General features: G+C 39.0%; 16 protein-coding genes. All 16 read left to right on the top strand.

The features are described 5' to 3' along the window. Nucleotides 1–161 precede the first annotated feature (161 nt). The 16 genes from dsrA (at nt 162) to BAZSYMA_RS01520 (ending at nt 14,149) form a co-directional block, all read left to right on the top strand. Nucleotides 162–1,466 carry a dissimilatory-type sulfite reductase subunit alpha gene (dsrA, locus tag BAZSYMA_RS01445; protein ID WP_090714847.1) on the top strand — a complete coding sequence of 435 codons (1,305 nt, stop codon included), beginning with the start codon at nt 162–164 and terminating at the stop codon, nt 1,464–1,466. A 35-nt stretch (nt 1,467–1,501) separates the two neighbouring features. Continuing rightward, nucleotides 1,502–2,575, top strand: a complete 1,074-nt coding sequence (gene dsrB / locus BAZSYMA_RS01450; RefSeq protein WP_090714849.1) for a dissimilatory-type sulfite reductase subunit beta — start codon at nt 1,502–1,504, stop codon at nt 2,573–2,575. 11 nt (nt 2,576–2,586) lie between these two features. Next, entirely contained in the window at nt 2,587–2,988 is a 402-nt protein-coding gene (gene tusD, locus BAZSYMA_RS01455) for a sulfurtransferase complex subunit TusD (protein WP_090714852.1), read from the top strand. A 1-nt stretch (nt 2,989) separates the two neighbouring features. Then, complete coding sequence (gene tusC, locus BAZSYMA_RS01460) at nt 2,990–3,394, top strand: sulfurtransferase complex subunit TusC (protein ID WP_090714855.1); 405 nt, start codon at nt 2,990–2,992, stop codon at nt 3,392–3,394. A gap of 11 nt (nt 3,395–3,405) precedes the next feature. Then, nucleotides 3,406–3,702, top strand: coding sequence for a sulfurtransferase complex subunit TusB (gene tusB, locus BAZSYMA_RS01465; protein ID WP_090714858.1), 297 nt, complete (start codon nt 3,406–3,408; stop codon nt 3,700–3,702). 152 nt (nt 3,703–3,854) lie between these two features. Next, the gene (locus BAZSYMA_RS01470; RefSeq protein ID WP_090714860.1) at nt 3,855–4,178 is read left to right on the top strand and encodes a TusE/DsrC/DsvC family sulfur relay protein; all 324 of its coding nucleotides are present in this window, start codon (nt 3,855–3,857) and stop codon (nt 4,176–4,178) included. A 167-nt stretch (nt 4,179–4,345) separates the two neighbouring features. Beyond that, nucleotides 4,346–5,119 (top strand): respiratory nitrate reductase subunit gamma, encoded by a 774-nt coding sequence (locus BAZSYMA_RS01475; protein ID WP_090714862.1) that lies wholly within the window; start codon nt 4,346–4,348, stop codon nt 5,117–5,119. 1 nt (nt 5,120) lies between these two features. Continuing rightward, nucleotides 5,121–6,716 (top strand): sulfate reduction electron transfer complex DsrMKJOP subunit DsrK, encoded by a 1,596-nt coding sequence (dsrK, locus tag BAZSYMA_RS01480; RefSeq protein ID WP_090714864.1) that lies wholly within the window; start codon nt 5,121–5,123, stop codon nt 6,714–6,716. A 15-nt stretch (nt 6,717–6,731) separates the two neighbouring features. After that, nucleotides 6,732–8,693 carry an NAD(P)-binding protein gene (locus BAZSYMA_RS01485; protein ID WP_090714866.1) on the top strand — a complete coding sequence of 654 codons (1,962 nt, stop codon included), beginning with the start codon at nt 6,732–6,734 and terminating at the stop codon, nt 8,691–8,693. A 21-nt stretch (nt 8,694–8,714) separates the two neighbouring features. Beyond that, nucleotides 8,715–9,098, top strand: a complete 384-nt coding sequence (locus tag BAZSYMA_RS01490; protein ID WP_090714870.1) for a sulfur reduction protein DsrJ — start codon at nt 8,715–8,717, stop codon at nt 9,096–9,098. Further along, the gene (gene dsrO / locus BAZSYMA_RS01495; RefSeq protein ID WP_090714873.1) at nt 9,098–9,826 is read left to right on the top strand and encodes a sulfate reduction electron transfer complex DsrMKJOP subunit DsrO; all 729 of its coding nucleotides are present in this window, start codon (nt 9,098–9,100) and stop codon (nt 9,824–9,826) included. The genes BAZSYMA_RS01490 and dsrO overlap by 1 nt, the downstream gene beginning before the upstream one ends. Before the next feature lie 18 nt (nt 9,827–9,844). Then, a complete protein-coding gene (nrfD, locus tag BAZSYMA_RS01500; RefSeq protein ID WP_195910039.1) occupies nt 9,845–11,047 on the top strand; it encodes an NrfD/PsrC family molybdoenzyme membrane anchor subunit in 1,203 nt (400 codons plus the stop codon). Between the two features lie 20 nt (nt 11,048–11,067). Beyond that, complete coding sequence (locus BAZSYMA_RS01505; protein ID WP_090714879.1) at nt 11,068–12,417, top strand: cobyrinic acid a,c-diamide synthase CobB; 1,350 nt, start codon at nt 11,068–11,070, stop codon at nt 12,415–12,417. Next, nucleotides 12,414–12,755 (top strand): HesB/IscA family protein, encoded by a 342-nt coding sequence (locus BAZSYMA_RS01510; RefSeq protein WP_090714881.1) that lies wholly within the window; start codon nt 12,414–12,416, stop codon nt 12,753–12,755. Before BAZSYMA_RS01505 ends, BAZSYMA_RS01510 begins: the two co-directional genes overlap by 4 nt. 266 nt (nt 12,756–13,021) lie before the next feature. Beyond that, nucleotides 13,022–13,675, top strand: a complete 654-nt coding sequence (locus BAZSYMA_RS01515; protein ID WP_090714883.1) for a CDP-alcohol phosphatidyltransferase family protein — start codon at nt 13,022–13,024, stop codon at nt 13,673–13,675. 42 nt (nt 13,676–13,717) lie between these two features. Further along, nucleotides 13,718–14,149, top strand: coding sequence for an FAD synthase family protein (locus BAZSYMA_RS01520; RefSeq protein ID WP_090714885.1), 432 nt, complete (start codon nt 13,718–13,720; stop codon nt 14,147–14,149). Nucleotides 14,150–14,193 lie beyond the last annotated feature (44 nt).

Consider the following 14,193-nt stretch of genomic DNA (forward strand, 5'->3'; position numbering starts at 1 on the left):
CAACTTCTTGTTACTTTATACCCCCTAAGGGATAGTCACCAATACCACTAATAAATCACCAATAAATAGCGGATTTTCTTACATCTTGCGTATAATTTATTCCGTTCACATTTCCTTTTCTTGAGGACGAGGAAATTTATTAAAACTATTGGAGAAATAAAATGGCAAAAGAGTTATATAACACACCCAACCTTGATGAGTTGGAAAATGGTCCTTGGCCTTCGTTTGTAACAGGTCTTAAGCGTTTAGCACAAGATGATCATGATGGTGCAAGCATGGTTCGTGATGTACTGGCAACATTAGAAACATCGTATGTAACTAAAAAAGGTTACTGGAAAGGTGGTACTGTTGGTGTTATCGGGTACGGTGGTGGTGTAATCCCACGTTTTAACGAGCTTAAAGACGAGAATGGTGAATTTAAATTTAAAGATGCAGGTGAATTTCACACTTTAAGAATTCAACCACCAGCAGGTATGCACTACACATCTAAGTTATTAAGAGATATGTGTGATACTTTTGTTGATAATGGCGGTTCTGGTTTGATTGCTTTTCACGGTCAGTCAGGCGATATTATGTTCCAAGGCGCAACTGAAAAAACCACACAAACTATTTTTAACGGGCTTAACGACATTGGCTTTGATATGGGTGGTGCGGGTCCTGCGGTTCGTACGGGTATGTCATGTGTGGGCGCAGCGCGTTGTGAAATGTCAAACACTAATGAGCAGGCAGCACTTAGAACATTAGTCAATGCATTCCTTGATGATATGCACCGTCCAGCATTACCATATAAAATGAAATTTAAAGTTTCAGGTTGTGCTAATGACTGTATGAACTCTATTGAGCGTTCAGACTTTGCAACTATTGGTACTTGGAGAGATGATATTAAAATTAACCAAGACGCATGGAAAGCCATGGTTGCTGATAAAGGTATGGATTATGTTGTTGACAACATTACTTCTCGTTGTCCGACACAATGTATGAAAGTTGAAGCCGACACTTCATTGACAATTGATAATAAAAATTGTGTTAAGTGTATGCATTGTTTAAATGTAACTTCACCGTTGACGCATCACTATATTAAAGACGCATCAGAAGGCGCAATCTTAGCAACAGGTGATGACAAAGGTGTAACAATTTGTATGGGTGGTAAGCGCACACTGAAAATTGGTGATTTATTCGGTACAGTTGTTGTTCCATTTATGAAACTTGAAACTGAAGAAGACTACGAAGCAATTGAAGAATTAGCAGGTGAAGTTATTGACTTCTTTGCTGAGAATGCGCTAGAACACGAGCGTACTGGTGAAATGATTGAGCGTATTGGTATTGTTAACTTTATGGAAGGTATTGGCTTAGATGTTAATCCAAATATGGTTGATTCACCACGCTATATGTCTTATGTTCGTATGGACAAGTGGGACGAAGAAGCGGTTAAGTGGTTTGAGAATAAAGCCGAAGCAAACGCATAATTTTTAATTACACAAACTATTAAGGAGAAACTATTATGGCTGAACCAGTAAGAATGCCTATCGAATCAGGCTGTCCTGATCCTATTCAATACATGCACCCAACCATGCGTCGTAACTACGGTCAGTGGGCTTTTCATGACCGTCCTCGTCCAGGTGTATTACACCATACTTCAAAGCACAATGAAGAAGTTTGGACTGTTCGTTGTGGTACACAAAGACAAATGGATGTTTACACGATCAAAAAATTAGCAGATATTGCTGATGAGTTTGGCGATGGTTTTATTCGTTTTACCATTCGTTCAAATGTTGAATTTATGGTGGACACTGAAGCAAAGGTCAATCCTTTGATTGAAGCGCTAGAATCTGCTGGTTTCCCAGTAGGTGGCACAGGTCCGACGGTATCAATGATTTCACACACACAGGGTTGGTTACACTGCGATATTCCAGGTACTGATGCATCTGGTGTTGTGAAAGCATTGATGGATGATTTGCATAGTGAATTTATTAAAGAAGAAATGCCTAACCGTGTACACATGACTACTTCATGTTGTCAGATTAACTGTGGTGGTCATGGTGACATTGCGATTAATATCCAGCATACTAAGCCACCTAAGATTAATCACGATTTAGTGGCTAATGTTTGTGAACGCCCAACGGTTGTTGCGCGTTGTCCAGTTGCTGCGATTCGTCCAGCGATGGTTAACGGCAAACCAACATTGGAAGTTGATGAGAAGAAGTGTATCTGTTGTGGTGCATGTTTCCCACCATGTCCGCCAATGCAAATTAATGACCCTGAGCATTCTAAGATTGCTATCTGGATCGGTGGTAAGCACTCAAATGCTCGCTCTAAACCTTCATTCCAAAAGTTAGTAGCAGCAGGACTGCCAAACAACCCGCCAAGATGGCCGGAAGTTGGTGCAGTGGTTAAGAAAATTTTAGCAGTCTATAAAGGCGATGCTCGTGACTGGGAAAGAGTTGGTGAATGGGTTGATCGTATCGGTTGGCCGGCATTTTTTGAAAAGACTGGACTACCATTTACTAAATTCCATGTTTCTGACTGGAAAGGTACGCGTCACCAGCTAAATTCATCTGCTTATATCCGTTTCTAGGGAGCGTTTAAATGAAGATTTCTATTCAAATTAACGAAGGCCCTTATCAGCACCAAGCGTCTGATACCGCGTATCAATTTGCCAAAGCAGCGATTGCTAAAGGACACGAGATTTTCCGTGTGTTTTTCTATCACGATGGCGTAGATAACGCATCACGCTTCACCATCCCACCACAAGACGATCGCAATGTGGTTAATAATTGGGCTAGTCTAGACATTAAGAATGCTGAAGGCGAACCTGAGTTGGTGGTTTGTGTGGCTGCTGCGCTTCGTCGTGGCATGTTAGATGAAGGTGAAGCGGGTAAGAATGGTATTGATGGTAATAATATCCATCCAGCTTTTCGTATTTCAGGCTTAGGTCAGTTAATTGAAGCGGGTATTCAGTCTGATCGTTTGGTGGTATTTGGAGACTAGTATGAGCACAAAGAAATTTATGTATTTAAACCGTAGGGCACCTTATGGTAGTGTGTATGCATTAGAGTCGTTAGAAGTGGTATTGATTGCCGCTGCTTTTGATCAAGATGTCTCTTTATCATTTATTGATGATGGTGTGTATCAACTTGTTGAAGGTCAAAACCCTGAAGGCATTGGTATGAAAAACTTTTCTAAGACTTTTCATGCGCTTGGCGATTATGATATTAACCAGTTTTATGTATCGGCAGAATCTTTGGAGGAAAGGGGTTTGAGTCTAGACGACCTTATGCCTTTAGTCTGGGAAGATGAAGATGATGATTGGGCAGAAAAACCAAGTATTAAAGTGGTTTCTAATGTTGAACTTACTAAAATACTGTCTGAACAAGACGTATGTCTAAGTTTTTAAGGAGTTTTAATATGTTACATACAGTAAACAAATCATCTTTTGAGCGCAACTCACTAAAGTCTTGTTTGAATGCAATTGATGACACAAGTGTTATTTTGTTGATTGAAGACGGTGTGATTTCTGCTGCAAATAACGAAAATTCATCTATGCTTGCTGGTCTTGCTACTGAGGGTAGAGTTTTTGCATTGCAAGAAGATGTTGATGCAAGAGGAATTTCATCAAAAGTTGCAGATAATATCAAATTAGTTGATTACGCAGGTTTTGTTGATTTAGTTGAGGAGTACGGGACTACGGTTTCGTGGGTTTAAATTCGTTTAAAAGAAGCAAATAAGTAGTATTGCTGAGGCTTTGGATTTTTTTTGTATTCATACAAAGTCGAAGTTTTGCTTAGTTTGATTCTTTAAGGTGAATTATTTTTTAAAAAGAGTTGAATTTTCAACTGATTACAAAGGAGTAAAAAATGGCTGATATTTTAGGCGCAGAAGTAGATGAAGAAGGTTTCTTGGTAGACCTTAAAGACTGGACAAAAGAAATTGCTGTAGAAATGGCAAAAGGTGACGATATTGATTTATCTGAAGAGCATTGGGATGTTATTAATTTCTTGCGTGATTACTTTGAAGAGTACCAGATTGCACCAGCGGTTCGTGTATTAACAAAAGCAATTGGTAAACAATTTGGTAAAGAAAAAGGCAACTCTAAGTATCTTTATTCTTTATTCCCATACGGTCCTGGTAAGCAAGGTTGTCGTTTTGCAGGGTTACCAAAGCCTACTGGTTGTATCTAAATATTCATTCTAAAAAATCTAAATTGCCTCGTTATTGACTTTTGCCGTATTAGTTATACTGTTTTTCAGTCAAAGCTTCGCATTTTAGACTTCTTGGAAGAATATTAAAAGAAGCGTCTGTTTTTAGATAGACGCCTCCCTAATTATTTGAATTTTTTGAGAACAATATGTCTGTAGTAAGTATTTTTTTTACGGCTTTATTTTATATATCCTTAGTGATATTTCTTGTTGGAATGACAAGGAAAATTTATCAGTATTGGATTACGCCTGCCCCTCTTAAAATTCCAACTGCACCAACTCCGTTGACACAAACAGGTGTGGTTATGCGTTTAGCACGCGAAGTCGTGTTATTTGAAAGTTTATTTAAATCTAATAAATGGACTTGGTTGTTTGGCTGGTTGTTCCATGTAGGTTTGTTATTGGTTTTAATCCGTCATGCTCGTTATTTCTGGCCAGGTGATTTGCCTGAGATATTTTTATTGGTTCAGCCATTTAAATATGCAGCATTTGCAATGGTAATCGGGCTAATTGGTTTGATGGGTCGTCGTATTGCTGTTGAGCGTATTCGTTATATCTCAGCACCGTCTGATTATTTAATGTTACTTTTATTGTTAGTGATTGGTGTGAGTGGCGTGGTGATGACATTTACTAGTAATCATACGGATGTTATTATGGTAAAGGGCTTTGCTTCTGGGTTGTTGAGTTTTGATTGGGCTAATTTGCCAACAGAAGTGCATTTTTTGGTGCATATTTTCTTGGCATTTTCATTGTTAGCAATTTTTCCAATTTCAAAATTATTACATGTGCCAGGTATTTTCTTTAGCCCAACACGCAATCAAGTTGATAATGCACGCAAAAAACGACACATTTCACCATGGGCACTAAAGCAAGAACAAGAGCAGGAAGTTAGGTTAAATGAAACATTAGGTAAGGACGAATAACATGGCAAAAGATTTCGAAGTACCAAAATTACCCACTTATTTAGAAATTCCTGAGATTAACGAAGGTGTTATGGCTGGTGATGGCCCGTTTAAATCCGTTGAAGAATTTCAAAAACCTTTAGGCTTCCCAGGTGAGAAAGTTGAGAATTGGCAAGAGGTGGCAATTAACAAAATGGGCGATCTTAAGTCTAAATATCGCTCTGTTCAAGTTTTCTTAGATGCTTGCGTAAAGTGTGGTGCTTGTACTGATAAGTGTCATTATTTCTTGGGTTCTTCCGATCCTAAAAATATGCCAGTAGCGCGCCAAGATTTATTCAGAAGTGTATATCGTCGTCACTTTACTTTTGCGGGTAAATATTTCCCTAAATTAGTGGGTGCTAAAGAGCTAGATGATGCCATGTTGGATGATTGGTATAACTACTTTCATCAGTGTTCACAATGTCGCCGTTGCAGTGTATTTTGCCCATATGGTATTGATACTGCTGAGATTTCAATGGCGGCTCGTGAAGTATTAGATGCAGTTGGTGTTGGTCAAAAATATTGCAACCAAATTTTAGGTAAGGCAATCACAGTAGGTAACAACCTAGGTTTGCCTGAGCCAGCCTTGCGAGATACTTTACTTGACCTTGAAGAAGAGATTGAAGAAGAAACAGGCATTGCAGTTAAATACCCGTTAGACCAAAAAGGTGCAGAGATTTTACTCATCACGCCATCAGCAGATTTCTTTGCTGAACCGCATATTGATGGCTTGATCGGTTATGGCAAAGTTTTTCATCAAGATGGTGTTAGTTGGACCATGAGTTCTTATGCATCTGAAGGTGCGAACTTTGGTATGTTTATTGGTTCTTACGATATTATGCGTAAGGCGGCTTTGAGAATTCGTAAAGCGGCGCTTGATTTAGAGGTTTCTCGTGTTATGGTGGGTGAGTGTGGGCACGCTTGGCGTGTGGCATATAGTTTTTGGAATACCTTAACAGGTGTAGGTGCTGGTGCAAGTGCAAGTGATGAATTTAGTGCAAAATTACAAAAGCAATTAGATTCTCGCTACCCACAACCACAACACATTATTGAATACACACACGACTTAATTCAACGCGGTAGGTTAGAATTTGATAAATCCGCTAATGACGATAGAACAGTTACTTTCCACGACTCTTGTAATGTTGCTCGGGCGACTAATATGGGCGGTATTCCAAATGGTCAATTTATCCTTCCTCGTGAAGTGATTAAAGCTGTTTGTAATAACTATGTGGATATGGAACGAAGCACGATTATGGAATCAACATTTTGTTGTGGCGGTGGTGGTGGCTTATTAACAGATGATTTAATGGAGATTCGTATTAAAGGTGCTATGCCGAGAATGCAAGCATTGAAGGAAGTAGAAAAAACTGACGCTGTTAATACACTGGTTGCCATTTGTGCAATCTGTAAATCACAGTTCAGCAAAGTGTTACCAAAATTTGATTTTGATCCCTATATGATTGTCAGTGCTCATCAGTTAGTGAGTGAGGCAATTATTATGGACAAACCACAAACAGATGATTCTCCATCCGAAGAGGTAGAAGAAGCATCAGTAGAAACAGAAACTGCAGAATAAATAAGGAGATTTGATATGCAAAAAAACCCATACGGACAAATTTATAAAGGCGACAATCACACATTTAGAATGTTTAAGGATGAGGGTGACGACCAAGGTAGCGTGCCATGGAATCAAAAGATTTTTCAAAATGATGAATCGCATAAATGTCCAACTTATGTGAGCCAAACGCCGCCTTGTCAAGGCTCTTGCCCTTCTGGTCACAATGTTCGTGGTTGGTTGGATATTGTTCGTGGTATAGAAAAGCCTTCTGGCGATCTATCATGGCAGGAATATGCGTTTCGTCGTTCAACGGATGCAAACCCATTTCCATCAGTAATGGGGCGTGTTTGTCCAGCGCCTTGTGAAGACGGCTGTAACCGTAATGAAGTTGAAGACACAGTTGGTATCAATGCGGTAGAACAATTTATTGGCGATACTGCAAAAGAAAAAGGTTATAAATTTGAATTTGATGCTAAAGATACAGGCAAAAAAGTTGCTATTATTGGTGGCGGTTGTGGTGGTTTAACAGCAGCATTACAATTACGCAAACAAGGTCACAGTGTGACTGTATTTGAAAAATATGACCAGTTGGGCGGTATGATGATGTATGGTATTCCTGATTATCGTGTACCACGCGATGTGTTAAAGCACGAAATTGACCGTATTATAGAAACAGGCGTTGAGATCAAAATGAACACTAAAGTTGGCGTTGATGTTTCTATGGAAAAATTAGAAAAAGATTACGATGCAGTATTATTTGCCATCGGTGCAATGAGTGGTCGTTCACTGCCAATTCCAGGTGGTGAAGCAGGTAACTGTGTATCAGGTGTTGCATTTCTTGAAGCCTATAATCAAGGACGCTTAAAGCACATCACAGGCAAAGTGATTTGTATCGGTGGCGGCGATACTTCAATCGATGTTGTCTCTGTTGCGCGTCGTTTGGGTAACATTGAAAATATTGCCGAAAAGGACCGTCCTGAGCGTGTTATTTTTGATGATACAGCGCACGATGTAGTTGATACTTCTAAGCGCTTAGGTGCAGATGTACTACTAACAACACGCTCAACCATTGAAAATATGCCAGCAGCACAAGAAGAAATTGATGATGCAAACCGTGAAGGTGTTGAAATTCAAGGGCAATTACAACCTGTGGAGGTAGTAACAGATAACGATGGTCGTGCTGTTGCATTGCGCATGGTTCGTTTGGAAGAAGATGGCTCTACACCAATTGAAGGCTCTGAGTTTGATATTGAGTGCGAATTAATTGTATCTGCGATTGGTCAAGGCGTTGACGCTGAAGGTATGGATGATTCGTTCTTTAATGAGCGTGGCTTTATTGATGCAGATAAGAACTTTCAAGTGCCAAACAAGCCAGGCTTCTTTGTTTGTGGTGATGTGGTTCGTCCACACTTGTTAACCACTGCGATTGGTCAAGCGGGTATTGCGGCTGATAGTATTGATGACTATCTTGCTGGTAACAGCCAAAAAGCTCGTAGTAAAGTTGATGTGCACTACTTTGATTTAATGGACAAACTCAATGAGTGGGATTTATCGCCTACAGAGTATGAGAAGGGTGCATTTGGTGAAGCGACAGACTCTGCAGAATATGCAGTACATAACTATGAAGACCGTTCATTTGCGTCAATCATTCCACATACAGAATTATTCTTAGGGCACTTTGATAATGAAGAGCGTAATGCAAGAAACCATAAAACGGTTGATGTTGACAATGTGCTTGGTAACTTCGAAGAACGCTTAATTGGTTATAGTGAAGAAGAGGCAAAGGCTGAGTCAGGTCGTTGTATGTCTTGTGGCCTGTGTTTTGAATGTGATAACTGTGTGATGTATTGCCCACAAGATGCAGTATTTAAGGTTAAGAAAGACCAGGCAACACTAGGTCGTTATGTTGACACTGATTACAACAAATGTATTGGTTGTCATATCTGTGCCGATGTATGCCCAACAGGCTACATTCAAATGGGACTTGGTGAATAATTAACCAGATAGAGAGAGATTATGAAGCGTTTACTGATTGTTTTTTTAGCCCTAACAGTTACCAGTGTATTTGCATATGGTGTTGATAAACACATTAATCTTGGTGATAGAGCTACTGAGTTAAAAAATGAAGGTAAGAGTAGAGGTATTCACCCCAGTCTTTCTGAGATTAGAAAAATGCACCCTGAATTTTTATTGCATAAACGCGATAAGACAGTGCATCAAGGTATCCGCACTCGGCGTAATTCGTTAAAGGAATGTGTTGATTGTCATAGTACCACTAAGAATGACGAGTATGTGCCAATTAATGCACCTGAGCAATTTTGCTCAACTTGCCATCAAAAAGTAGGCACGAGTCTAGATTGTTTTTCTTGTCATCGCACTACACCAAAAGAGGATTTATAATGAGTAAAAAGCTAAATCGTCGCGATTTTATTAAGAGTACAACGGCTGTTACAGCAGGTGTAGCAACGATTTCCAGCGGTATCACGCTAACAACTTTTGCCGCTGAGGATAGTCCGGTGACTAACGAAAAGCGTTGGGGGATGTTAATTGATACCAACAAATTGACTGAATCCAATATTGATGATATGGTCAATGTTTGTCAAGAAGAGAATGGCTGGGGCAGTGAAACGCATTCTACGGGCGCTCAAAAGCCAGATTGGATTAAAAAAGTTAAAGTGAGAGATAAAACCACTGGTAAGATTGATATGTTGCCAATGATGTGTCAGCACTGTGAACAACCACCTTGTGTGGATGTTTGCCCAACTAATGCTTCAATGAAACGCGAAGATGGCGTTGTGTTGGTGGATAAGCACTTATGTATTGGTTGTCGCTATTGTATGATGGCTTGCCCTTATGGTTCGCGTTCATTTGTGCATGAAGATTTAAGCAATCAAAAAGAACATATGCCCCGCGGCAAAGGCACAGTTGAGTCGTGCACACTTTGTGTACATCGTGTTGATAAAGGTGGCATACCAGCCTGTGCTGAAGCGGTAAGCAGTGATGGTGTTATTTTTGGCGATTTATATGATGCTAATAGTAAGATTAATCAAACACTCAAGAAAATTCAATCTACACAAATCAGAGCAGATTTAAATCTGAATACTGGTATTCGCTATAGCGGAATTTAAAAGGTTTAAAGAGCAATTATGAATATTCGTTATCAACAAATAAAAGGTAGGAGTTTAGGTTTTTATGCACTTATTGCAGGCTTAGGCATTTTTATTTTAGCCACATTGGGTAGTGTATATTTTATAGAGCATCATGGACACTATGTGACTGGCATGAGTAACCGTTTTGTATGGGGTATGCCACATGTATTTGCTCTATTTTTAATTATTTCTGCCTCAGGGGCACTTAATGTTGCTTCAATTGCATCGGTATTTCAGAAGAAACTTTATAAACCTTTGTCTCGTTTGTCAGGCTTGGTATCGTTGGCGTTATTAATGGGTGGTTTAATGGTTTTGGTGCTTGATTTGGGTCGTCCTGATCGCCTAATTGTGGCTATGACAGAATATAACTTTAAGTCAATTTTTGCTTGGAATATTATTTTATATAACGGTTTCTTTGTTGTTGTTGCGGTGTATTTGTGGATGATGTTTGAGCGCCGATTAAATAAATTTACCTTCAAAGCAGGTTTAATAGCATTTACTTGGCGCTTGATTTTAACCACTGGTACAGGCTCTATCTTTGGTTTTTTAGTAGCGCGTCAAGCGTATGATGCGGTGATTATGGCGCCAATGTTTATTATTATGTCATTTGCCTTTGGTTTGGCTTTCTTTATCTTGATTTTAATGGCAAGTTACAAATGGAGTGAGCGTCCATTGGGTGATGCGATTGTTAATCGTCTGGGTAATTTATTAGGTGTGTTTGTAGCGGCAGTTATGTATTTTGTTGCAGTTAAACACTTAGGTAGTATGTATTTAGCTGAGAATGCCGGTATTGAAAACTTTATTTTATTTGGCGAGCATATTTATACACCTTTATTTTGGTACGCTCAGATTATTTTGGGTGGATTAATTCCAATGGCATTAATTTACCATCCAGCACTTAGGGGCAATCGTTCTACTTTGGGTTTGGCTTCACTTTTAGTATTGATTGGTGGTGTTGTTCAGTTGTATGTGATTATCATTGGTGGCCAAGCTTACCCAATGGAAATGTTCCCAGGTAAAGAAATCTTAGAAGGTTATGGCGATATTGCTGCTTATTCACCATCGCTTGCTGAAATCGTTTTAGGTATTGGTGGTGTTGCTGTGGCACTCATTGCGGTGACTTTTTTAGTGAAATTCCTGCCATTTTTGCCTGAAAGTCTTGCAGATGAAATCTCAGACCCTCACTATAAAACCAAGTAAAAAACACTCTATAACGAGGTATGCCCTCATCTATCTATCTATCCGCTGCACATAAATCCTCAGGTAAAACCGTTGTCAGTCTAGGTTTGTGTGCCGCATTCAAAGCCCGCACGCTCAAAGTTCAAACATTTAAAAAAGGACCTGATTATATTGACCCGATTTGGTTGGCGCAAGCCAGTGGCAACCCTTGCTACAATTTAGATTTTTATACAATGTCTGAAAATGAAATTAGCGAGTTATTTCATCAACAGCAAAGTGATATCGCAATTATTGAAGGTAACAAAGGTTTGTATGATGGCATGAGTACTACAGGGGGTGATGCCAATGCGGATATGGCGAAACTATTGGATGCAAATGTTGTTTTAGTGATTGATAGTAACGGCATTACCCGTGGTGTTGCCCCGCTATTAATGGGTTATCAAACTTTTGATGCTGATGTTAATATTGTTGGCGTTATCCTTAATAAGGTTGCTGGTGAGCGTCACGAATCAAAGCTTGTCCAAGCCATTGAGCATTACACAGATATTCGTGTTTTAGGCGCTATTCGTCGTTCTAAGGAGTTGATTATTGATGAGCGCCACTTAGGGCTTATGCCAGCCAATGAGTTGACTCAATCTCAACAATTTATTAACAGTGCTGGCAAGATAATCGCTGACCAAGTGGACCTAGACAAGATTTTGTCTTTAGGTGGTGAGAAGAAATCGGTCAATACGCCAGTGTCAGTTATTGCCTCTAGCAATCTAACAATTAGTGTGGCTAAGGATCAAGCTTTTGGTTTTTACTATCAAGATGACTTAGATATATTTAAATCTTTAGGTGTTAGAATCAAATATTTTGATACATTGAAAGCCAGTGAATTGCCAAAATGTGATGGTTTGTTTATTGGTGGGGGTTTTCCAGAAATGCAACTTGAATCACTAAGTGACAATCAATCCTTGCTTGATGATATTAAATTAAAAATAGAACAAGGGATGCCTACTTATGCGGAATGCGGTGGATTAATGTATCTCAGTCGAGAAATCACCCATCAAGGAAAATCTCACAAGATGGTTGGTGTGATTCAGGCCAACACGGTGATGACGTCCAAACCAATTGGCAGAGGGTATGTGCAATTAGAGCCGTGCAACGAACATCCTTGGGAAAATGTTGCTGGCAAGATTTATGCACACGAATTTCATTATTCGAAACTTAAAAATATAAACCCTAAAACCCGTTATGCGTACAAGGTTTTACGTGGCGTGGGTGTGGATAATAAGCGTGATGGTATTTTAACGCACAACCTATTAGCCACTTATACACACTTGCGTAGTGTGGGTGGCAATCGTTGGGTTGAGCAATTTGTGAACTTTGTTAGGAAAAATAAACTATGATTATAATTACTAAGCGTGCCGCTGAAGAAATCGGACTCTCTACACAAAACCCTGATGCACAAGGTTTATCGATGCGTTTTGCGGTTGATAAAACCGATGATGGCTTCCAGTATTTAATGGGTTTTGATGAGCGCTCAGATGGCGATATTCATTTAGAATCAAACGGTGTTGAATATGTACTCACCTACGCACAGAAGGAATTGTTAGAGGGTATGGTGGTTGACTTTGATGAGATTGATACCGAAGGTGGTTACGGGTTTATTTTTATGAATCCAAATGACCCAAATTATGAACCACCTGAAGAAAGTATCGCGCCTAATATTAGTGTTAAAAAATAATCATATTAGTTGAAACCTTTTCAATGTGTAGCCTCCCTTGTGGGTAAATAGGAATCATCATAAATTTACTTTTCGCTTACTTGGCGATTTTTCCAATGATACCCAATAGCCCTTTAGGAGGATAAACCCAACCTTAGTCTTGATAGAACAAGATTTGAAGAAATCCCCATTGGGTAAAAATTGAATTTTGTTAATCAATCCTACTGATACAAGGATTTCTTGCTGTTATTTTTAATAGGCGTATAATCAAGAGTTTTAGGGCTGATATGACGACAGATAAAATAGAGTCTCAAGAATTACAACCTACCATTCTTTCTTATGTGAAAGACATTCCCAACCTGTGTTCCCTTTCAGGGTTAGCTTGTACAATATTTTCCATTTATTTCAGTATATTAGGCGTTTATTACGCTGCAATGATTGGCATGATTTGGGCTGTTGCATTTGATTGGGCAGATGGTCTCATCGCAAGAACAATGAAAGGGCGAACAGGTAACGACCGAGCATTTGGTGGTCAGCTTGATGTATTAATTGATATTGTAAGTTATGGCGTTGCTCCAGCTATTCTTTTACTGAGTTATGGGGAATTTGAGCCTGTGTTTTTATTTGGGGCTTTTATAATGCTCGCTGCCAGTGCAATAAGATTGAGTTATTTTAGCGTTTTCGGTCTTGCTGGTGGGGCGAAATACACAGGACTGGCGCTTGATAACAACAATATAATACTTGTTTTTATCTTTTTATTTGAAGGTGTTTTTAGTCATGGAGTCTTTTCTACCATTCTTTATGTTAGTGGTTTAGGACTTGCTGCTTTAAATGTATCGCAAATTAAAACGCCAAAACTCTCTGGCAATTCAGTCAATGTGTACATTCTTGCTATTTATACAATTGGAATAACAAGCATCTATAGTTGGAAACTTCTATAGAAAATAATGAAAATTACTTTAATTTAGGAGTTAAACAGAACAATGGTTGTATATACAGTAGGTACATTCGATTTGTTGCATGTTGGTCATCTGGCATTATTGGAATATTGTGCCTCACTGGGTGATACGGTTGTTGTTGGCATTGCTTCTGATGAAGTGGTTAGGTTGTATAAACCCAATATTCCTATTATTCCACTTGAGCAGCGCATTGAAATGCTTCAAGCGTTACGCTGTGTGAATATTGTAATCCCGTATCATAAGTTAGACTATCTTAGTATTTGCAAAGATGTTAAAGCAGATTTGTTTGTTATCGGAGAAGATTGGGGTAGAAAACCTCATAATCAAGATGTGGAAAACTATTTTAATGCACAAGGAAAAAAAGTAGTTCAAATTAAATATAATCCAAGAAATTCGTCTACTAAAATAAAGCAAGATATCATTGATCAATTTCAAGTAGTAAATGTCACAGAGTAGGAAACTGTGAGAAACGGACAGTATGATGTAGATTATAAAACCCC

Source organism: Bathymodiolus azoricus thioautotrophic gill symbiont, from assembly GCF_001298715.1.
Taxonomy (GTDB): Bacteria; Pseudomonadota; Gammaproteobacteria; order PS1; family Pseudothioglobaceae; genus Thiodubiliella.